This is a genomic window from Methylobacterium sp. AC433 (genome assembly GCF_979253015.1).
Window position 1 is genome coordinate 122,476 of sequence record NZ_CEEDBN010000006.1, and the last position, 20,718, is coordinate 143,193.

Consider the following 20,718-nt stretch of genomic DNA (forward strand, 5'->3'; position numbering starts at 1 on the left):
CTCAGCCGCGCGGGTGCCGGTCCTCCAGGTGAAGGTAGTCGCCGCCGAAGCCGGCGAGCGCCTTCAGGCCGCCGGGATCGCGGATGACGAGCATCCCGTCGGCCTGCGCGACGAGACCGCGCCCGGTGAGGTCCTGGATCGCCCGGGTCACGTGCACGCCGGAGAGGCCGGTCGCGTCCGCCAGGTTCGATTGCGACAGGGGCAGCGGGAAGCCCTGCGGACCTGCCAGCCCGACGACCTCGAACCGCGCCTGCAGCTCGCAGAAGAGATGGGCGATCCGCTCGATCGGCCCGCGCGACCCGAGTCCGACCAGCCATTCGCGCAGGGTCGCCTCGTCGACCAGGGTGGTCTTGCGCAGCGCCGCCGCGATGTTGGGATGGTTGCGGGTCAGGTCGAGAACGGTCGAACGGTCGAGTTGCGCGATCCGCCCCTCCGTCAGGGTCATGATGGTGTGATCCATCCGGCTGAGCAGGGCGACGTCGAGGTCGCAGAAATCGCCCGGCAGCAGGTAGGCGGTCACCTGCCGCCGCGCCGCGCCGATCCGTCGATAGCGGCAGGCCACCCCCTCCATCATCAGGAACACCCCGCCGGGACGGTCGCCCTCGCGGATGAGGTCCGTCCGGGCCGGCACCGCGACCGCATTCTCGGTGAGCTGTTGCAGGTGTTCGCGATCGGCGGCGGAGAGCGGTACGAAGCCGTGCAGCTTGCGGATGAACGGATTGGCCGCAGCCTCCGCCCTGGCGGATGGGCGCGCCGCACGGGCGGCCTTCGCCACCGGAGGGGACCGGGACCCGCCCGGGGCCTTGAGGGCGAGGACGAGCAGTCCGGCGAATTGCTCCAGGATCCGCGCATCCTCCCCGTCGAAACGGGCGGTCACGTCGTGGTGGATGCCCCACAGCACGCCGAGGGCCTGTCCGGCGCTGTCGCGCAGGGGCGTGAACAGGCCTTCCAGCAGCGGCGCGCGCGCATCGTCCGTGAGCCCGGCGAAGGGCCGGCTCACGAGAATCGTGGTGCCCGCCGCGATACAGCTGCGGCCCGCATCGAGATCGGGGGGAAGGCGCAGGCCGGCCTGGTCCGCGAGAAGGCCGGCGACGCGGCTCCAGACCAGCGCCTCGGAATCCGGCTCGACGAGGCTGAGACCGGCCGAGCCGCATCCGCAGAGCCGGAGGACCGCATCGACGAGGGTTCGCCCGGCCGCCTCCGGGTCCGGTACCAGACGGGTCGCGATCTTGGCGAGAGCCTCCGCCATGGCGCCGACATCCATCGCCTTGGCCGGGCGTTCGGCGAGACGATCGGAGATGATGACATCGCCGTGACGAAGTGCCTGAACGTTGTTGCCCGTCGAGACGCGGCTGTTTTCTGATCCCACGGTTCCGCTGCGGGCGAGCCGATCCATATCAGACGAAACCATCAGGTCTTGTTCTCGGCAAGGGAAGTCGTCGGACGAATGCGGTCGCTGCGTCGGCTCGATTGCATTCTGGGGCGAGCCGCGGCAACGTCAAGATCGACGCGATTCTACTGACGCGATAGCCTGCGCAGAGCGTCGAAAACGTGGCGATCGGTCACTCCGGTTCGCTCGCCGCGACGGCCCGGCGGCGGAGCATTCCTGCCTGGGGGCTTGCATCCGCGGTCCTTCTGCCGAATGAAGGCGCATCCTCCAGGTCTGACGGCGAACGGGAACGAGGCGGGGCGGCGGGGGCGCCGACGCGCAGTAGGGTAATGCAAGCGATGAACGACATGCCGCGTGAACTCGGCTCGGCTGACATCCAGAAGGTTCTGGAACTCCTGCCGCACCGCTATCCCTTCCTGATGATCGACCGGATCATCGAGATCGACGGCGACCGGAGCTGTGTCGGGATCAAGAACGTCACGATCAACGAGCCTCAATTCACCGGACACTTTCCCGGCCTGCCGGTGTTCCCCGGCGTCCTGCTGATCGAGGGCATGGCCCAGACCGCCGGCGCCATATGCTGCCGGCACATCATGGGCGACGACCTGCGCGCCAAGCAGGTGTTCTTCATGACGATCGACAAGTGCAAGTTCCGCAAGCCCGTCGTGCCCGGCGATACCGTCCGCTACCACATGACGAAGATGAATCACCGGCGCACCATGTGGTGGTTCCGCGGCGAGGCGCGGGTCGATGGCACCCTGGTCGCCGAGGCCGAGATCGGCGCGATGCTGGTGACCGAGTGAGCACCGCCGCGCAGATCCACCCGAGCGCGGTGATCGAGGACGGCGCGACCCTGGGCGAGGGCGTCCGGATCGGTCCGTTCTGCCATGTCGGCCCGGCCGTCGCCCTCGGGGCAGGCTGCGAGCTGGTCAGCCACGTGGTGGTGGCTGGCCAGACCACGATCGGTCCCCGGACCCGGCTCTATCCCTTCGCCTCCATCGGCCATCCGCCGCAGGACCTGAAGTTCAAGGGTGAGGCCTCGACCCTCACGGTCGGCGCCGATTGCCTGATCCGCGAGGGCGTGACCATGAATCCCGGCACGGCCGGGGGCGGGCTCGAGACCACGGTCGGCGACAACTGCACCTTCCTCGCCAATTCCCATGTCGGGCATGATTGCCGCGTCGGGGACGGCGTCGTGTTCTCCAACAACGTCATGCTCGCCGGCCATTGCAGCGTCGGCGATTACGCGATCCTCGGCGGCGGCGCCGCGGTGATCCAGTTCGCGCGCGTCGGCGCCCACGCCTTCGTCGGCGGCCTGTCCGGCCTGGAGAACGACTGCATCCCCTACGGGATGGCACTCGGCAATCGTGCCTACCTGTCGGGCCTGAACATCATCGGCCTGCAGCGGCGTGGTTTCGCCCGGGAGGACATCCACACCTTGCGCCGGGCCTATCGCCTGCTCTTCGCCAACGAGGGCACGCTGATGGAGCGCCTGGAGGACGTCGCCGCGGAGTTCGAGACCCACGCGGCCGTGGCCGAGATCGTCGCCTTCATCCGCGCGGGCGGCAAGCGTTCGCTCTGCACCCCGCGCGAGACGCCGAGCGCGGCTTGAGCGCGAATCCGGCGCCGGCCGCGCGCATCGCGCCCGCCCCGGCGGCGCTGGTCCTGGTGGCGGGCGCCGGCCGCCTGCCCGAGCTCGTGGCCGCCTCCCTCGATCGGGCGGGACGCCCCTTCCGGGTGCTCGCGATCCGCGGCTTCGCCGAACGGGCGATGCGCGCCCGCGCGGAGGCCACCGTCGACCTCCTCGACATCGCCGGCATCCTGGCGATCCTCAAGGCCTGGGGACCGGTGAGCGTGGTCCCGGCCGGCGGCGTGTCCCGGCCGAACCCGGCCGCCATCCTCAACGCCGCCGCGGCCCTGCGAAACCGCGATGCCCTGAAGGCCATCTCGGGCGGAGGCGACGACCGCCTCCTGCGCGGCGCGCTGGCGCTCCTGGAGGACCATGGTCACGGCGTGATCGGCGTGCACGACGTCGCGCCCGATCTCCTCAGTCCGGAGGGCCTGCTCGGCCGGCACGCGCCCGACGCTACGGCGCGCGAGTCCATCGCCACGGGGCGGTCCCTGCTGGCGGCCCTGTCGGATTTCGACGTCGGCCAGGCCACCGTCGTCGTCGGACAGCGGGCTCTGGCGGTCGAGGGGCCGGAGGGGACCGACCGGATGCTGGCGCGCGCCCGGATGCTCGGTCGCCGACCCTTCGGCTACGGCAGCGCCCAGGCCGGCACCGTTCTGGTGAAATGCGCCAAGGCCGGCCAGGACCTGCGCGTCGACCTGCCGGCGATCGGCCCGCGCACGGTCGCCAACGCGGCGGCGGCGGGCTGTGCCGGCCTGGCGGTCCAGGCGGGCTTCACCCTGATCATCGACCGTCCGGCCACGATCGCGGCCGCGGACCGGGCGGGCCTGTTCCTCCTCGGCCTGAGCGCCGAAGCGGGCGGGCCGGAGGCCAGCACGGGATCGGATCCATGAGCGAACCGCGCAGCGAGCGGACGGTCTGGCTGGTGGCGGGCGAGGATTCCGGGGATCAGCTCGGCGCCAAGCTGATGCGCGGCCTGCGCGAGCTCTCCGATCGGCCGATCCGCTTCGGCGGGGTCGGCGGCGAGGCCATGGCGGCGGAGGGGTTCGCTTCCCTGTTTCCCATCGATGACGTGGCGGTGATGGGCTACCTGCCGGTGGCCGCCCGCCTGCGCACCCTGCTGCGGCGCATCCGCCAGACCGTGCGCGACGTCGTCGAGGCCCGGCCGGACGTCCTCGTCATCATCGACAGTCCCGGCTTCACCCACGCGGTCGCCTCCCGGGTGCGCAAGCGGATGCCGGATCTGCCCATCGTCGACTACGTCTCGCCGAGCGTCTGGGCCTGGCGTCCCTGGCGGGCGGCGAAGATGCGGCCCTTCATCGATCACGTGCTCGCCCTGCTCCCGTTCGAGCCGGAGGCGCACCGTCGTCTGAACGGCCCGGCCTGCACCTATGTCGGCCACCCGCTGATCGAGCGGCTCGCCGAGCTGCGGCCGAGCGGCGCCGAGGCCGAGGCCCGCATGACCGGGCGCCCGGTGCTGGTGATCCTGCCCGGTTCGCGCCGCTCCGAGATCGAGCGCCTGATGCCGGTCTTCGGCGCGGCCCTGGCGCGGCTCACGGCGCGCTTCGGACCGATCGAGGCGGTCCTGCCGGCCGTCACCCGGCACAGGGCCCTGATCGAGCGCCTCGCCCTCGCCTGGGACGGCCCGGTCACCCTCGTCCATGGCGAGGCGGCCAAGTACGCCACCTTCCGCCGGGCGCGGGCGGCGCTCGCGGCCTCCGGCACCGTCACGCTGGAACTGGCCCTGGCCGGCGTGCCGATGGTCGTCGCCTACAAGGTCTCGCGGATCGAGGAGGCGGTGGCCCGCCGCCTCATCCAGGTTCCCACGATCGTCCTGCCGAACCTGATCCTCGGCCAGAACGCCATGCCCGAGTTCATCCAGGCCGAGTGCACCGCTCCGCGCCTCGCCGACGCCGTCGCACCCCTGCTCGCGGGCGAGGCGGCGCGAGAGGCGCAGGTGGCCGCACTCGCCCGCATCGACAGCCTGATGCGCCTGCCCGACGACGACCTGCCGAGCCGCAGCGCCGCCCGCATCGTCCTCGCCGCCCGCCGCGCGGCCTGATCGCTCACGGCGCGCGGGGGTCCGGGCCGTAGCGGTTTGCGCCCGGGCTCCCGGACCGGACGACCGTCTCGACGAAGAACCACACGAAGAAGCCGAGCATGGCCAGCACCAGGGCGATGACGGGGAGGGGATGGGTGTCCACGGCCCGCTCCAGGGGCAGCACGCTCACGGCCTCCGCGACGGCATAGACCGCGAGCCAGACGCCGCTGCGGTTCCGGTCGTGCAGGCGCCGGATCGTCTGGATCGCGAGCGCGGCCAGGACCGGCAGGATGCCGGCCACCGCGAGAAATCCCGCCCAGCGCAGGCCGAGGCTCGCGAGCCAGATGCCGAGGCAGAGCAGCCCGAAGCCGAGGAGGAGCGTCCGGATCAGGCGCTGCCGATAGGCCGGTGCGGCGAGCCGCCCGCGCGGATCGTAGAGGGCGAGGGTGGCACGGAGGCGCGGCGTCACGGGCCCCTCGGCTTCACCCGCCGGGTCGGCGGTTCGGCGACCGGATCCTCCGGCCAGGGATGGCGCGGGTAGCGCCCGCGCATCTCCGAGCGCACGGCGCTCCACGATCCGCGCCAGAAGCCCGGCAGGTCGCGGGTGATCTGGATCGGCCGCGAGGCCGGTGAGAGCAGGTGCAGCACCAGGGGGATGCGCCCGGCGGCGATGCTCGGGTGGCGTTCGAGCCCGAACAGCTCCTGCACCCGCACGGCGAGCACCGGCCCCCCCTCGGCATCGTAGTCGAGGGCGATCCGCGACCCGGTGGGCACCTCGACATGGGTCGGCGCCTCCGTGTCGAGCCGGGCGCGCAGGGTCCAGGGCAGAAGCGCCTGGAGGGCGCGCGCTAGGTCGTCGGCGTTGATCGCGTCGAGGCTGGTGCGTCCGACGATCTCGGGCGCCAGCCACGCCTCGATCGTGCTCAGGAGCCGGGCGTCGGAGAGGTCCGGCCAGGTCTCGGGATCGGCCTCGCGCAGGAAGCGCAGGCGGGCGCGCCACTGGGTCAGGGCCGGTGTCCACGGCAGAACCTGGAGGCCGATCTCGGCGACGCCCCGCGCCAGGATCTCCGCCGAGGCGAGGTCCGCCGGCACCGGCAGGGTACGCTCTCCCAGGGTCAGGGACCCGAGGCGCCGCAGGGACCGGGCACGCAGGGCGCGCGCGGTCCGGTCGAAGGCGACCTGCGTCGTCGCCTCGATCGTTTGTCCGAACAGGGCCTCGATCGCCTCCAGTCTGATCGGGGCCGCCGCGAGGATGCGTCCCTGGGCGGCGGTGCCGGTGATGTCCGCGACCACGAGGAACGGCTCGCGGGCCAGGGCCGAGGCCGCGTCGACCCGCCCGGCCCGCCCGTTGGCCATCACGAACTCGCCGTCGCGGCCCCGGGCCCGCGCGACGCGGTCGGGATAGGCCAGGGCGAGGAGAGGCCCGGCCTCGCTCATGTCGAGGCCGGCGGGCGCGCCCGCGCGCCGTGCCGCGAAACCCTCCGCCTGCCGTGCCCAGCCCTGGGCGAGGCGGCGCATGTCCGCGGCCCGCTGGGCGCGGTCGCGGGCGAAGCGCTCGGCCCGCTGGGCGACGTCGGTGTCGTCTCCGCCGAGTCCGCGCTCGACCAGCACCGCCGCGAGATCGGCCGCTGCGCGGGCCGTGCCGTATCCCGCCGCGCCGACGACCATGCGGGCGAGGCGCGGCGGCAGGGGCAGTGCGCGCAGGGCGCGGCCGGTCTCGGTCAGGCGGCCATCCGCCTCGATCGCGCCGAGGTCGCGCAGCATCGCCCGCGCTTCGGCCAGAGCGGGGGCGGGGGGCGCGTCGAGGAAGGCGAGCGTCGCGGGATCGGAGACGCCCCAGGCGGCGCAGTCGAGGACCAGGCCCGAGAGGTCGGCGGCCAGGATCTCCGGGCGGGTGAAGGGCTCGAGGGCGTTGGTGGCCGCCTCCGCCCAGAGGCGGTGGCAGATGCCCGGCTCGGTGCGGCCGGCACGGCCGCGGCGCTGGTCGACGGAGGCGCGCGAGGCCCGCGCGGTGACGAGGCGGGTCAGGCCGAGGCCGGGCTCGTAGACGGGCACGCGCGACAGGCCGGAATCGACGACGATGCGCACGCCCTGGATGGTCAGCGAGGTCTCGGCGATGCTGGTGGCGAGCACGACTTTACGGCGACCCGCCGGCGCGGGGGCGACGGAGCGGTCCTGCTCGGCGGGTGTCAGCGCGCCGTAGAGCGGCGCGATCTCGGTGGCCTCGTCGACCCGGTCCGCCAGCAGCGCCGCGACCCGGCGGATCTCGCTCTGGCCCGGCAGGAAACCGAGCACCGAGCCGGGATCGGCGCGCAGGGCCCGCAGGATGGCCTCCGCCATCACGTCCTCGATCCGCCGGTTCGGGTCGCGGTCCCAGTACCGCGTCTCGACCGGGTAGGCGCGGCCCTCCGACTCGATCACCGGGGCCGCGCCGAGGAGGCCGGCGACCCGGGCGCCGTCGAGGGTCGCCGACATCACGAGGAGGCGCAGGTCCTCGCGCAGGGCGCCCTGTGCGTCGAGGGCGAGGGCGAGGCCGAGATCCGCGTCGAGGGAGCGCTCGTGGAATTCGTCGAAGAGGACCGCGCCGATGCCGGTCAGCTCCGGATCGTCGAGGATCATCCGGGTGAACACGCCCTCGGTGATAACCTCGATCCGGGTGCGGCCCGAGACCTTCGAGCCGAGGCGGACCCGCAGGCCGATGGTGTCGCCGACCCGCTCGCCGAGGGTGGCGGCCATGCGCTCGGCCGCCCCGCGGGCGGCGAGGCGGCGCGGCTCCAGCAGGACGATCTTGTCGGACGGCCGCAGCCAGGGCGCGTCGAGGAGGGCGAGGGGCACACGGGTGGTCTTGCCGGCGCCCGGGGGGGCGACGAGCACGGCGGCGGGGCCGGCCGCGAGAGCCGCGCGCAGGGCCGGAAGGGCGGCCTCGATGGGCAGATCGGATACGGCGACGGGGGCGGGATGGGCCATCACGTTGCTGGTGACGCGATCCGGCGCGATCCGCAAGCCGCGGCGCTGCCCCGTGGGGACGCGGCTTCGTCCAGGTGCACCAGGTCGGCTATGGGTTGTCCGACGGAAGCGAACGCGCGAGCGGCCGGCCTCTCCGGGCGGCCCTTGAGGGACAGCGACATGACGGTAGCGGGCGACGACGATCTGGCGGCACTGAAGCGGATCGGGCGCATCGTCGCCACCACGCTGGAGGCAATGGGCGGGGCGATCGAGCCCGGGATGACCACGCTGGAGCTCGATGCGATCGGGCGCCGGCTCCTGGAAGCCTCCGGCGCCCGTCCGGCGCCGGAACTGGCCTACGGCTTTCCCGGCGCCACCTGCATCAGCGTCAACGAGGAGATCGCGCACGGCATCCCGGGCCCGCGCCGGATCAACCCGGGCGACCTCGTCAACATCGACGTCTCCGCGGAGAAGGACGGCTACTTCGCCGATACCGGCGCCTCCTTCCCCGTGCCGCCGGTGACCCGGGCGGTCGAGCGCCTGTGCAAGGACGGACGGCGGGCCATGTGGACCGGCCTGCGCCAGGTCGGCACCGGCAAGCCGATCGCCGCCATCGGCCAGGCGGTCGGCGCCTTCGCGCGCCGGAACGGCTACACCCTGGTGCGCAACCTCGCCAGCCACGGCGTCGGCCATTCCCTCCACGAGGAGCCGACGGAGATCGCCACCTGGCCCGACGCCTCCGAGCGGCGGATCGCGACGGAGGGCCTGGTCTTCACCGTGGAGCCCTTCCTCTCCCTCGGCGCCGAATTCGCCGAGGACGGCGACGATCCCTGGACCCTCTACAGCCGGCCGAACGCGCTCACGGTCCAGTACGAGCACACGGTGGTGGCCACCCGAAACGGCCCGCTCATCATCACCATGGCCGGGTGACCCGGCGTCGCGCATCCCGGAATGCGGCGGGCAGGCCGTGGCGAGCGAGATCGTGCGCCGACGCGACCGATCAACCGGTCTTCAGGCGCCGGAACGTATAGGCCACGAACACGTCGGGCGGCGGCGTGTTGCCGCTGAACTTGCCGGCATAGATGCCCATCTTGAGATAGGAGCCGGTCAGCTGCTGCCGCCCAGGGAGCGCGTCCTTCAGGAGATCCACGTACTCGTATCCCGTCGGTCCGCTGAAGTCGCCGACCGGCCGTCCATCGAGCAGGAACCGGATCCGTCCCGCGTCACCGTGACCGTCGGTCGCCTCCAGCGAGAAGCTGTGCTCGACGCCGAAGGCGAACGGCGCCGATCCGAAGATCCGCATCGGCGAGAACGTCCGCTGCTCGCCCTTCCCGGTCTCGCCGCGCGCCCGCAGGACCGGCTTGCCCGATCGATCCAGGCTCAGGTCGACCGCGAACAGGGGCGAGGCCATCGCGAATTGGCCGTTGGACCGGACCGGGTCGGCCTGGTGGATCTGGAGGAACGAGCACCAATCCGTCCCGGTGATCCGGCTGGCCCGGTCGACCGTGACCGCTCCGGAGAACCGGATGGGTTCGCCCTTGGCGTAGCGCTGCTGGCCGCAGAGTTCCGCACGGATCTTCCGGGGCGGATCGAAACTCGCCCGCTCGCCGGTCCTGGCGGCGAACCGCACCATGTCGGCGTCGCTCACCGAAACCCCACCGGGCGCGCCGGTCTGGGCCTGCCATTTCTGGCCCGCCAGGGTGACGAAGGCGTTGTTGTCGACCGCCCGGTACCCGCTCGAGGACGGCCCGTTCGCCGCTGTCGCCCGCGCCGCCGGTTCGGCCGGGCCGACGGCCTTTCCCGAAGCTGCCACGGCGTCCGTGATGCCGATCAGCGTCGATGCTGCGGCGAGAACGTCTCTCCTGCTCAAGGTCATGCCGACGTCCCCGCTCAAGTCCGGGAACCCGGCGAGATGACCGGGTTTCTCCGTGCGTTCCTCCTTCCTGATGCGAGACATTGTCCGAACTTTGAAAAATCCTCCGGCCGTCGCGGGGCGTGGCCTCGGTCCGGCGGCTGCGATCCGCCACGATGAAGCGATGGGGACGGGCCGTCGCCGTCCTGCGGACCGATCCGCTCCGGTGTCCGGCCTCTCGGGTCGCGGCGCGTCTCTCTGCGAAACGTGTCGCGTCTGCCGCCGCCATGCGAACGCCGGCTTTCGTCCGAGACCCGGCGACGGCCGGGCCGAAACCGCGGGCGACGGTCCGCGCGATTCGATCACGGCGTCGGCGTCGTGCCCATGCCGGCGGCTTTGCGCTCGGGATTCTTCAGCTGCGCATAGGTGATGCTGGCGAAGCTGCCGATCACGGCGTGCCAGCCGGCCTTGTCGTAGCGCGCATCGTTCCGGCCGGCCTTGCAGAAGGCCGTGGTCAGCCCGTTGACGATGTCGTCGCCCTTGGCGTCCGGAACGGCCGCCTTGATCTTCGGCAGCAGCGCGTTGACCGTCGGGATGAAGTTCTCGGGATCGAGTCCGGCGAGGCTCTGCGCCGCGCCCGAATCCGCCACCGCCTTGGCGATGTCCGGCTGAGCGATCTCGGCACAGGGCGCGGTGCCGGCTAGCATGGTCTCGGTCGCCTTGCGCGCGGTGGCGACGATGCCGCGCTCGCTGATCACCGGGGCGGCGTTGCCCCAGGCGTTTCGGACGTAGTCGGTGACGTCGGCCACCTCTTGGTCCGTCATGCCGGCGCCGATGGCCGGCATCGGTGCGTAGCCGTTCTGGGCCGAGAGGCCGCCGAGGATCACCCGGATCACCGTCTCGGGTCCCTGCGCCTGCACCGAGGTGTTGCCGGCGAGCGCCGGGATCGCGCCCTCGACGCCCTTGCCGTCCGGCTTGTGGCAGGAGGAGCAGTAGCTGAGATAGGTCGCGGCGCCCGGCGCGTCCGCCTGGTTGAAGGCCTGGATGTCCTTGACCTTGTAGCTCTCCTTGGCCTTCTGCGTGCGCAGGTAGGCCACCATCGCCTTCAGGTCCGCGTCGGTCATCTTCGACAGCGATTCCTCAATGGTCTGGCGCATCGGGCCGGCCGCGACGCCCGGCTGGTTCCCGGGGGCGGCGCCGGTCTTCAGGTAGGTCACGACCTGCTCGTCGCTCCAGCCGCCGATGCCGGTGTGATCGTCGGGCGTGATGTTGGGCGCGTACCAGCCGTCGATGACGCCGCCGCCGAGCTTCCCGGCCAGGCCGCTGTTGCCGACGATCTTGTTGGCGTTGTGGCACATGCCGCAATGGCCGAGTCCCTCGACGAGGTAGCCGCCGCGGTTGACCTCGGCGCTCGCCTGCGGGTCGGGCTGGAACTCGCCGGCCGTGAAGAAGGCGGTCCGCCAGGTGATGAGCGCGGTGCGGATGTTGAAGGGGAACGGGATCTCGGAGGGCTTGCGCGGCTCGTGCACCGCCGGCAGCGACTTGAGGTAGGCGAAGATCGCGTCGGAATCGGCGCGCGTGACCTTGGTGTACCAGGCGAAGGGGAAGGCCGGGTAGAGGTAGGAGCCGTCCTTGGTGATGCCCTCGTGGAAGGCCCGGTAGAAGTCGTCGGCGCTCCACTTGCCGAGGCCGGTCTCCGGGTCCGGGGTCAGGTTCGGCGTGCGGATCTTCCCGATCGGCGTGTTGAGCACGTAGTTGCCGGCGAAGGGCTTGCCGTCCGGCGCGGTGTGGCAGGCGACGCAGTCACCGGCGGTCGCGAGGTACTCGCCGCGCTTGATCAGGTCGGCGTCCTGTGCCGAGACGCCCTGTGCCAAGACGCCGTGGGCGCTCAATCCGAGAACGAGGCCGGCCCCCAGACGGAGAGCGGTACGGCGGTATTCCATGGCGTCTCTCCGGGTCTGTGGGGTCGGGGGCGGTCAGGCGCGCGTGTCGTGGGGTTCGCGAAGGCGGACGGACGAGGCGGGAAAGGCAGGGCGGCCGAGGCGCAGGGCCATCTCGGTGACGTGGGCCAGCCCGGCCAGGGCGAGGCATCCGGCGATCACGGTCCAGCCGGCGCCGGTCAGGGCACAGCGCAGCGCCAGCATCAGGGCCGCGCCGGAGGTCAGGTTGCACAGGAGCGCGAGCGGCCAGGTGCCCCGGCTCCGACGGCTCCAGAGGATCAGGCCCAGCGCCTCGATCGCGACGAGGAGCAGGATGCCATCGACCAAGTGACCGCTGGCAATCAGTGCCTCCATCGCTCACGCGCTCCGGAACGGGCCATTGAGGCGGACGATCGCCCGGTTCAGGCAGGCGGCGACCCCGACCCAAACGAGGTAGGGCAGCAGGAGAAGGGCAGCCATCCCGTGCACGCGCCCTGTGACAATGATGAGCACCCCGATCGAGAGCCAGAGGAACAGCACCTCGACGAAGGCCCAGTCGGGACGGCGCAGGCGGAAGAACAGGCCGCTCCAGGCGATGTTGAGGACGGCGTTGACCGCGTAGGCGATCACCAGGGCGGTGCGGGCCGACGCGCTCGCATCGGCGTTCCAGGCGAGCACGGCCGAGACCGCCGTCAGTGTGAAGATCGTGGTCCAGACCGGGCCGAAGGCCCAGTCCGGCGGCTTCCAGGCGGGGCGCCGCAGGGCCTGATACCAGGGCCCGGTGGTGGTCAGGAGCCCGCCCGCCAGCGCCACGAGGATCGCCGTGACGGCCGCGACGGCGGCCGGTCCCCAGCCCCCCGCTCCGTCGAGGGTCATGGCGAGACCCAGCGGAACAGGTGCGCGAGATCCTTGAAGAAGATCCGCGCATGGGCCGCGGGCTTGGCCCGGACCAGCTCCTTGTTCATGTACGAATCCCAGGTCAGCTGCTGCACGTCGCGGTCCCGGCAGATCGAGACGAAGCGCTCGCGCAGGCCGTCGTTGCGGTACCAGACCGCCTGCATGATCCGCAGGATCAGGAAGACCCGCCCGTGCAGGCGCATGAAGTTGCGCCGCGCCCCGGCGAGCGCCCGGGCCTGCCCCGTCGCGAGGAAGGTCTGGGCCGCCTCCGCGGCGAGGCGGCCGCCGAGCATGGCGTAGTAGATGCCTTCGCCCGAGGCCGGGGCCACGATGCCGGCGGCGTCCCCGGTCAGGAGGACGTCGCGGCCGTTGTCCCAGCGGCGCAGGGGCTTCAGGGGGAGGGGGGCACCCTCGCGCCGGACGGTCTCGCCGCCTTCGAGGCCGGTGGAGGCGCGCAGCGCCCGGATCGCGCCGCGCAGGGAGAAGCCCTTGCGGGCGCTGCCGGTGCCGATGCTCACCGTGTCCCCGTGCGGGAAGACCCAGGCGTAGAAGTCGGGCGAGAGCTTGCCCTGGTAGTAGACGTCGCAGCGGGTCGCCTCGACGTCGTGGGGGCCCGTCTTCGGCAGCCGGACGATCTCGTGATAGGCGAAGACCTGCCGCATGGTGGCGTGGCCGGGGATCTCCGCCCGGCCGACGGGGGAACTCGCCCCGTCGGCGCCGATGACGAGGCGTGCCCGCGCCGCGCGGGGAAAGCCGTCCTCGAGGTAGTGCACGCAGGCGCCCTCCGCGTCGCGCTCGATGTGGCGGAAGGTGGCGGGCCGGAGCACCGCGCCGGCCGCGGCCGCACGCTCCCGCAGCCACGGGTCGAAATCGGCCCGGTCGACCATGCCGACGAAGCCGTCGCCGATCGGCATGTCCACCCGCTTGTCCTTGGGCGAGACCATGCGGGCCGAGCGGATGCGGGCGACGAGGAGATGGTCGGGGATGGCGAAGTCGCGGATCAGGCGGGGCGGGATCGCGCCGCCGCAGGGCTTGATCCGTCCGGGCTTGTCGAGGAGCAGGACGCGCCGTCCGCTCCGCGCGAGGTCGGTGGCCGCCGTCGCGCCCGCCGGGCCGCCGCCCACCACCACTACGTCGTAGGTCTCGAGGTCGGTGTCCCGGACGGCAGCCATGATCTCACCTCGTGGAAAGCGATGCCTCGAACGACGAAGGGCGGCGCAGGCCCCGCGGCACCTGCGTCGCCGGAGCGTGGGCGATGCGCAGGGCGAGGGCGGCGGCGAGCACGAAGAGCAGCGCCTCGGCGGCGAACACGCTGGCATAGGCGTCGACGACCCGGGGCGTGACGAGGCGGGCGAGGTCCACCGCGACCGTGCCGAGGAAGCCGCCGGCCCCGAAGGCCACGCCCTGGGCCGCGCCCCAGACACCCATCCGGGTGCCGCGCTCGGCCTCGCCGCCGGCCCCGGCCAGCGCCATCATCGAGCCGATGGCCGCCACCGCGAAGATGCCGTTGAACAGGCCGAGGGCGAAGACCGGCACCCGCAAGGGGAAGTCGGCGCCCGCGAGGCCACCGCCGGCGATGGCGAGGAGCGCGAGGGCCGAGCCGACGCAGCCCAGCGTGGTCCAGACCTTGAGGGAGCCGAGCACCGGACCGCCGATGCCCATGGTGACGCCCGCGACCGTGAGCATGCCGGCGAGCACGCCGCCGTGCTGCAGGCCCGCGAGCTTGGTGGTCACCCCCGGCGTCATCGCGAAGACGAGGCCGGCGAAGGGTTCGAGGATCAGTTCCTGCGCGCTGTAGGCCAGCATCGCCATGAAGATGAAGATCGTGAAGCGCCGGGATTCCGGCTCGGCCCAGACCCGCGCCAGCACCTCGCGGAAGGGACGCTTCTCGGCCGCGTCGGTACCGGCCGACGGGCGCGATGCCGGCTCGACGCCGCGCAGCGCGAGGGCGGCCAGCGTGAACGCGACGAGGGAGACCGTGCCGGAGACCGCGACCAGCCGTGCGCCCGAGAAGGGATCGAGGAAGTGCCCGGCCAGGGGCGCGGTGATGGCGAAGCCCGCGATCATCATCACCCAGACCACGGTGGCGGCGGCCCCGCGGCGGCGCGCGTCGACGCCGGTGGCGAGCAGCACGAGGAGCGAGGTTCCGGCGGCGCCGGCGCCCATGCCGACGGTGAGAAACGAGAGCACCGCCAGGGCAAGGCCCGCACTCTGGTGCGTCTCGGCGAGGGCGGTGGCCACGGCTGCGCCGAAGCCCCCCAGCGCCAGGGCCGCCATGCCGCCGATGATCCAGGGTGTGCGCCGGCCGGTGCGGTCGGAGCCGTAGCCCCAGCGCGGGCGCAGGACCTGCACCGCGTAGTGCAGGGCGATGAGTCCACCCGGCACGATCGCCGGCAGGGCGAGCTCCACCACCATCACGCGGTTGATGGTCGAGGTCATGAGGACCACGACGGCGCCGAGCGCGGTCTGCACGAGGCCGAGACGGACGATGGCGAGCCAGCCGAAGGACGGGTTCGGCATCACGGACCTCCCTGGACGAGGGGCCGCAGGGCGAAGGCCGCCACCAGCATGCCGAGCACGTAGAGGGTGGTGCCGGTGCCGTTGTACCAGGCGGCCCGCTCGCGGGGCGCGGCCAGGAGGCGGCGCATCAGGACGAACTGCCCGAGCAGCAGGACCCCGATCACCGTGCCGTGCCAGGGGCGGTTCCAGGCGAACAGGCCGAGGATCACGGCGAGCTGCGGCACCGCCATGACGAGGCAGGCGAGGCGGGCGGCGCCCAGGGTGCCGAGCTGCACGGGCAGGGAGCGGATGCCGGTGCGGCCGTCGCCCTCAACCGACTTGAAGTCGTTGAGGGTCATGATGCCGTGGGCACCGACCGAGTAGAGCAGCGCCACGAGGAGCACCCGCCAGTCCGGAACGGCGGCCGCCATCACGGCGGCTCCGGTGAACCAGGGCAGGCCCTCGTAGCAGAGCGCGACCGCCGTGTTGCCCCACCAGCCGTTGCGCTTCAGGCGCAGCGGCGGCGCACTGTAGATCCAGGCCAGGACCAGGCCGAAGAGGGCGGCGCCGAGGATCCACGGCCCCAGGGCCGCGGCGACGAGGAGCGACAGAAACGTCCAGCCGAAGGCGACGTAGAGGCCCCATCGCCCCGGCATGCGGCCGGAGGGGATCGGCCGGTGCGGCTCGTTGATCGCGTCGACGTGGCGATCGTACCAGTCGTTGACCGCCTGCGAGGTGGCGCAGACCAGGGGACCGGCCAGGATCACGCCGGCGGCGATGACCGGCCACTGCCCGGAGGGCGAGGCCCCGGAGGAGACGACGCCGCAGGTGAAGGCCCACATCGGCGCGAACCATGTGATCGGCTTCAGAAGCTCGACGAGGGCGCTGGGTGCAGGCGTTGCCATGGAGACGACGCTAGATTTTCACACCCACGAGTGTCAAGTTTGATTTACAACATTGTCGTGAGCCGCGACGGGCTGGGAACAATATTGCCGATCGGTAAGGGGGGGCGGCGCGTCGCGCACGCACCCGCGAAGCATCACGCCTCGTCGGTGACGTCCCGTGCGTCGAGGTCGCCGATGCCGTAGCGATGCATCTTAGCGTAGAGGCCCTGCCGGCTCAGGCCGAGCATCTCGGCGGCCGAGGCGCGGTTGTCGCGGGTGATCCGCAGGGCGGCCTCGATGCAGAGGCGCTCGATGAGATCGGTCGATTCGCGCACGAGGTTCTTCATCGAGACGCGCCCGACGAGCTCGGTCATCTGCTCGACCGAGCGCGGCAACTCGCGACCGCCGGAGACGGCCGCCGCCCGCCGGGGGGTGGCGCGAAGGGTGAAGCCGATGCAGGGCTGGCTGCCGCCCGTCACCGAGACGGCGGCCACCTCCACGTCCTCGATGTTGCCGTAGGCCCCACGGATATGGGTCGGGAAGTGGCGGACGGAGCCGTGCTGGACCAGCGTCGCGAACAGCGCCGCGGCCTCCGATTCCTCTCGCCCGATCCAGTTGTCGAGCGGCTGGCCGCGAACCTGCTCCTCGGTGGCGAGCTGCACCAGATCGAGGAAGGCCGGGTTGGCCATGAGGACGCGCCGGGACTGGTCGGTGACGACGAAGCCCTCCGGCAGGTTCCGCAGGACATCGAGGGCGCCCGCACCGGTGCGGGCCGCACCGGTCTCCACCGGCTCCGGCGAGGCGAGGCGCAGGAGGATGCTGGTGGCGTTCTCCTGACGGAACAGCGAGGCGGAGACCCGCACCGCGCCGCGCCCGTGCCCGAGCTTGGCTTCGAGGTCGGCGGCCTGCCCGGTCACCCGGAGGCCCGCGAACAGCGATTCGAGGTCGCGGGCGCCGACCGCGTCGAACAGGTCGACGGCGTCCTGACCGACGATCCGCTTCTCGGCGCGGCCGATGAGGCGGGCGGCGGCCGGGTTCACCTCGGTGACCCGCCGCGTCGCGGCGTCGACCACGAGGACCGGCTCCGATCCGAGCTGGAACAACAGGCGGTAGCGGGTCTCGGCCCCGCGCATGCGCAGGTAATCGCGTTCCAGCGCCTGCTGCGTCTCGGCCAGGGTCCGCTGCAGCGACGCCATCGCGCGCAGGTTTCGGCCGAGGACGAGGATCTTCCCGTCCTTCGCCAGCCGCATCGCGGCGTAGCGGACGGGCAGGTCGGTGCCGGTCGGTGAGACGTGGTTGACCTGGCGCCAGCGCGTGACCGCGTTGGGGGCGGCATCCTTGAGGAGGGCGGCGATCTTCGGGCGGCTCTCGACCGTCACCGTGTCGACCCAGGGACGACCCAGCCAGGAATCGCAGCCCTCATCCGTCAGGTCGGCGCTGCCGAAGGTCGCTTCCCGGATCACGCCTTCGCCGTCGATGACCAGGGACAGGTCCGTCGCGGCAGCCACCAGCAATCCCGCCGCTTGCGCGTCGAGGGGGCCGAGTGACTTTTGAAGCGCCGCGAGCGCATGGCTCGTGGCAGGAAGCGCCAGGCTGGTCACGGGTCACCACGTCTGGATGTGGTCGGGCAGGGTGGATCGGGAAGGCAGGCTAATGCGATCGGGTACGTCTTTCAGCAGGGTCTGACGGGCAGATCAAGCAGACATTCCGCGACGGACAGGGCCGAGCGGGCGTCGCCGGCGCTCGCATCGGCGCCGACGCGCCGGAAGCTGTCGGGATTCGCGGCGAAGGCTGGACCTCCAACCATCACCCGAAGCGCATCGTTCCGGGAATTTCGGCGTAGCGCCGCCACGGTCTCGGTCATGGTCGGGAACAGGGTCTCGCAGGCGAGGGACAGGCCGACGATGTCGAACCATTCCTCGCGGACGCACCGGAGGCTGTCCTCCTCCGGCCATGAGACCGTGCAGGTCACGGACCAGCCCGCCTCGCGGAAGAACTGCTCCACGACGGTCAGGCCAAACCTGTGGGAATCTCCGGGGCAGGGCAGCAGCAGGATCTTCCGGTTGACGGGCGGCGCTTCCGGCTCGTTGCGAAAACGGCTGGTGACCTCCCGCATGATCCGCTGAAGCCGGCCCATGGCGCGGGTGACCTCGACGAAGTCGCAGAGGTCCTCCTCCCACAGCGTGCCGAGATGGCGGGCCGTCGGCGCGAGGAGATCGAGGAGGAGGCTGTCGGTCCCGAGGCCGCTCGCCATGAGATCGGCGAGCCGGCTCTCCAGGTCGTCGCCGGCCGGATCGAGCATCAGCGCCGTGAAGGCCGCGATCTGCTCCTCGCTCGGCAGCACGTCCGTGGGTTCGGGAGCCGGTTCGATCCGGTGGGCCAGCATCAGACGCGGAATGATCTCGGATTCGACGACGCGCGCGAGGTCCCGCTGCAAGCGGATCGCCTGTCCGAACACCGCGAGCTGCGCACTGATCCCAGCCTCGCACAGGTCTGCGACATCCCGGCTGGATGGTTCGTACCGCAATCGATCACCGAATTGCCTCACATCATCCATTGGTCCCTCCCAATGTGGCTGACGGCTTCGTGTCGGTTCGATCTTGCGCGTCGAATTCCGGGACGTCTGAGCACACGCCTCAGTACCCCGGCGCCGGGGAGGGACAGCTTTGCCGGTCCCTGCGATGAAGCTGCACGATACGCTCCAAATTCACTTTATCAATACGACGACTATAACTATTTTGCATTCAATCTGTCATCAGCTTTTGACGTAAAGCTGGCTTGACACTCGTGGACCGTCTTCCTAACCTCCCTTCAACGAGACCCGGCGACCTGGTCGCAAGGGGCTCCGAAAGGGGGGCGGACAGCATGATCCGGAGAGCGGACAGGCCCAGACGACCTCTCTACGACTCCGAGCAGCGCGCCCGCCGTGACGCGACCCGCTGGACGCTCGTCCAGGGTGTTCTCGCCCCGCTTCAATTCCTCGTGTTCGCCGTGAGTCTCGGGCTCGTCCTGCGCACCCTGTGGACAGGTGAGGGCGCGACGGCGGCCAACGCCTCCGTCGTGGTCAAGACCCTCCTCCTCTACGCGATCATGGTCACGGGCTCGATCTGGGAGAAGGCCGTGTTCGGCCGCTACCTGTTCGCGCCGGCCTTCTACTGGGAGGACATGGTCAGCATGCTGGTCCTGGCCCTGCACAGCGCCTATCTCGTGGCGCTGGCGACGGGCGCCCTCGACACCGGTGGGCTGATGCTCCTGGCGCTGGCCGCCTACGCCTCCTACGCCGTCAACGCCGCGCAGTTCGTGCTGAAGCTCAGGGCCGCCCGGCTCCAGGCGATGCCGGCCGGTTTCGTCGCGGAGGCCGCGCGATGAACGCCCACGCGCCGATTCCCGATCTTGCCGCCCCCGGTCTCGAGACGGGCTGCGACATCCGCCAGGAGCGCGGCCAGCGCGCGGTGTTCTGCGGTCTCACCGGCATCGTCTGGCTGCACCGCAAGATCCAGGACGCCTTCTTCCTCGTGGTCGGCTCGCGCACCTGCGCCCACCTGATCCAGTCGGCCGCCGGCGTGATGATCTTCGCCGAGCCGCGCTTCGCCACCGCGATCCTCGACGAGCGCGACCTCGCCGGCCTGGTCGACGCCAACGAGGAGCTCGACCGGGTGGTGCGCCGCCTCATCGAGCGTCGCCCCGATATCCGTCTCCTGTTCCTCGTGGGCTCCTGCCCCTCAGAGGTGATCAAGCTCGACCTGTCGCGCGCGGCCCAGCGCCTGTCGCAGAGCTTCCATCCCGACGTGCGGGTGCTGAGCTACTCGGGCAGCGGCATCGAGACCACCTTCACGCAGGGCGAGGATGCCTGCCTCGCCGCCCTCGTCCCCGAAATGCCGCGCGCGCCCGAGACCGCCGCCCCCGCGCTCCTCGTGGTCGGGGCGCTGGCCGACGTGGTCGAAGACCAGTTCGCCCGCCTGTTCGCCGATCTCGGCCTCGCCGAGGTGGCCTTCCTGCCGGCGCGCCGCGCCGGGTCCCTGCCGGCGGTCGGACCCAACACCCGGATCCTCCTCGCCCAGCCGTTCCTGGCCGACACGGCCCGCGCCCTCGAGGCGCGCGGCGCCCAGCGGATCGCCGCGCCCTTCCCCCTCGGCTCCGAGGGCACCACCGGCTGGCTCGCCGCCGCCGCCGAGGCCTTCGACGTGCCGACGGAGCGCTTCGCGCGGGTCACGGCTCCGGGCCGCGCCCGGGCCGCGGTCGCCCTCGACCTCTATCGGGAGCGGCTCGCCGGCAAGCGGCTGTTCTTCTTCCCCGATTCGCAGCTCGAACTGCCGCTCGCCCGCTTCCTCTCGCGCGAGATGGGCGCCCAACTGATCGAGGTCGGCACGCCCTACCTGCACCGCCAGCACCATGCGCCCGAGCTCGGGCTTCTGCCCGCCGGCACCCGGGTGGTGGAGGGCCAGAACCTCGATGCGCAGATGGACCGCTGCCGGGCGGAGAAGCCCGACCTCACGATCTGCGGCCTCGGCCTCGCCAATCCGCTGGAAGCCGAGGGTCTCGCGACCAAGTGGTCGATCGAGCTGCTGTTCACCCCGATCCAGGGCTACGACCAGGCCGGGGACCTCGCCGAGCTCTTCGCGCGCCCGCTGAAGCGCCGCACCCGGCTGGAGGTCTGACG

19 protein-coding genes are annotated in these 20,718 nt (G+C 71.8%); 7 read left to right on the forward strand and 12 right to left on the reverse strand.

Going from position 1 to position 20,718, the window contains the following annotated elements; translation table 11 throughout:
- Position 1: 1 nt before the first annotated feature.
- Positions 2-1,411: a helix-turn-helix domain-containing protein gene (locus tag AC0IWM_RS11475; protein WP_471755039.1), complete on the reverse strand. Its 1,410-nt coding sequence runs from the start codon at positions 1,409-1,411 to the stop codon at positions 2-4.
- Between the two features lie 326 nt (positions 1,412-1,737).
- On the opposite strand from AC0IWM_RS11475, the gene fabZ reads away from it, so the two are divergent.
- The 4 genes from fabZ to lpxB are packed head-to-tail and all read left to right on the forward strand — an operon-like array spanning position 1,738 to position 5,082.
- Entirely contained in the window at positions 1,738-2,193 is a 456-nt protein-coding gene (fabZ, locus tag AC0IWM_RS11480; protein WP_431739876.1) for a 3-hydroxyacyl-ACP dehydratase FabZ, read from the forward strand.
- Entirely contained in the window at positions 2,190-3,002 is an 813-nt protein-coding gene (gene lpxA, locus AC0IWM_RS11485) for an acyl-ACP--UDP-N-acetylglucosamine O-acyltransferase (RefSeq protein WP_471755041.1), read from the forward strand. Before fabZ ends, lpxA begins: the two co-directional genes overlap by 4 nt.
- On the forward strand, positions 2,999-3,913 hold the full coding sequence (locus AC0IWM_RS11490; RefSeq protein WP_471755043.1) for an LpxI family protein: 915 nt from the start codon (positions 2,999-3,001) through the stop codon (positions 3,911-3,913). The genes lpxA and AC0IWM_RS11490 overlap by 4 nt, the downstream gene beginning before the upstream one ends.
- On the forward strand, positions 3,910-5,082 hold the full coding sequence (gene lpxB, locus AC0IWM_RS11495) for a lipid-A-disaccharide synthase (protein WP_471755045.1): 1,173 nt from the start codon (positions 3,910-3,912) through the stop codon (positions 5,080-5,082). Before AC0IWM_RS11490 ends, lpxB begins: the two co-directional genes overlap by 4 nt.
- 4 nt (positions 5,083-5,086) lie before the next feature.
- Here lpxB and AC0IWM_RS11500 read toward each other — a convergent pair whose 3' ends face one another.
- Positions 5,087-5,530 carry a DUF805 domain-containing protein gene (locus AC0IWM_RS11500; protein ID WP_471755047.1) on the reverse strand — a complete coding sequence of 148 codons (444 nt, stop codon included), beginning with the start codon at positions 5,528-5,530 and terminating at the stop codon, positions 5,087-5,089.
- Positions 5,527-8,028, reverse strand: a complete 2,502-nt coding sequence (hrpB, locus tag AC0IWM_RS11505) for an ATP-dependent helicase HrpB (protein ID WP_471755252.1) — start codon at positions 8,026-8,028, stop codon at positions 5,527-5,529. The genes AC0IWM_RS11500 and hrpB overlap by 4 nt, the downstream gene beginning before the upstream one ends.
- A gap of 159 nt (positions 8,029-8,187) precedes the next feature.
- Between hrpB and map the strand changes: the two genes are divergently transcribed.
- Entirely contained in the window at positions 8,188-8,937 is a 750-nt protein-coding gene (gene map, locus AC0IWM_RS11510; RefSeq protein WP_471755049.1) for a type I methionyl aminopeptidase, read from the forward strand.
- Positions 8,938-9,007: 70 nt separating this feature from the next.
- On the opposite strand, the gene AC0IWM_RS11515 is transcribed toward map, so the two are convergent.
- The 9 genes from AC0IWM_RS11515 to AC0IWM_RS11555 form a co-directional block, all read right to left on the reverse strand.
- Positions 9,008-9,883 carry a heparin lyase I family protein gene (locus tag AC0IWM_RS11515; protein WP_471755051.1) on the reverse strand — a complete coding sequence of 292 codons (876 nt, stop codon included), beginning with the start codon at positions 9,881-9,883 and terminating at the stop codon, positions 9,008-9,010.
- 338 nt (positions 9,884-10,221) lie between these two features.
- Positions 10,222-11,802: a c-type cytochrome gene (locus AC0IWM_RS11520; protein WP_471755053.1), complete on the reverse strand. Its 1,581-nt coding sequence runs from the start codon at positions 11,800-11,802 to the stop codon at positions 10,222-10,224.
- A gap of 33 nt (positions 11,803-11,835) precedes the next feature.
- Positions 11,836-12,153, reverse strand: a complete 318-nt coding sequence (locus AC0IWM_RS11525; RefSeq protein WP_471755055.1) for a hypothetical protein — start codon at positions 12,151-12,153, stop codon at positions 11,836-11,838.
- 3 nt (positions 12,154-12,156) lie between these two features.
- Positions 12,157-12,654, reverse strand: coding sequence for a TspO/MBR family protein (locus AC0IWM_RS11530; RefSeq protein WP_471755057.1), 498 nt, complete (start codon positions 12,652-12,654; stop codon positions 12,157-12,159).
- A complete protein-coding gene (locus AC0IWM_RS11535; RefSeq protein ID WP_471755058.1) occupies positions 12,651-13,847 on the reverse strand; it encodes a geranylgeranyl diphosphate reductase in 1,197 nt (398 codons plus the stop codon). Before AC0IWM_RS11535 ends, AC0IWM_RS11530 begins: the two co-directional genes overlap by 4 nt.
- A gap of 4 nt (positions 13,848-13,851) precedes the next feature.
- The gene (locus tag AC0IWM_RS11540; protein ID WP_471755060.1) at positions 13,852-15,195 is read right to left on the reverse strand and encodes a BCD family MFS transporter; all 1,344 of its coding nucleotides are present in this window, start codon (positions 15,193-15,195) and stop codon (positions 13,852-13,854) included.
- Positions 15,195-16,079 (reverse strand): chlorophyll synthase ChlG, encoded by an 885-nt coding sequence (gene chlG / locus AC0IWM_RS11545; protein WP_471755062.1) that lies wholly within the window; start codon positions 16,077-16,079, stop codon positions 15,195-15,197. The genes AC0IWM_RS11540 and chlG overlap by 1 nt, the downstream gene beginning before the upstream one ends.
- A gap of 134 nt (positions 16,080-16,213) precedes the next feature.
- Positions 16,214-17,659 (reverse strand): transcriptional regulator PpsR, encoded by a 1,446-nt coding sequence (gene ppsR, locus AC0IWM_RS11550; protein WP_471755064.1) that lies wholly within the window; start codon positions 17,657-17,659, stop codon positions 16,214-16,216.
- Between the two features lie 71 nt (positions 17,660-17,730).
- Positions 17,731-18,495, reverse strand: coding sequence for a cobalamin B12-binding domain-containing protein (locus tag AC0IWM_RS11555; protein WP_471755066.1), 765 nt, complete (start codon positions 18,493-18,495; stop codon positions 17,731-17,733).
- 428 nt (positions 18,496-18,923) lie between these two features.
- Between AC0IWM_RS11555 and bchF the strand changes: the two genes are divergently transcribed.
- Positions 18,924-19,427, forward strand: a complete 504-nt coding sequence (gene bchF / locus AC0IWM_RS11560; protein WP_471755068.1) for a 2-vinyl bacteriochlorophyllide hydratase — start codon at positions 18,924-18,926, stop codon at positions 19,425-19,427.
- On the forward strand, positions 19,424-20,716 hold the full coding sequence (locus AC0IWM_RS11565) for a ferredoxin:protochlorophyllide reductase (ATP-dependent) subunit N (protein WP_471755070.1): 1,293 nt from the start codon (positions 19,424-19,426) through the stop codon (positions 20,714-20,716). Before bchF ends, AC0IWM_RS11565 begins: the two co-directional genes overlap by 4 nt.
- Positions 20,717-20,718: the final 2 nt, after the last annotated feature.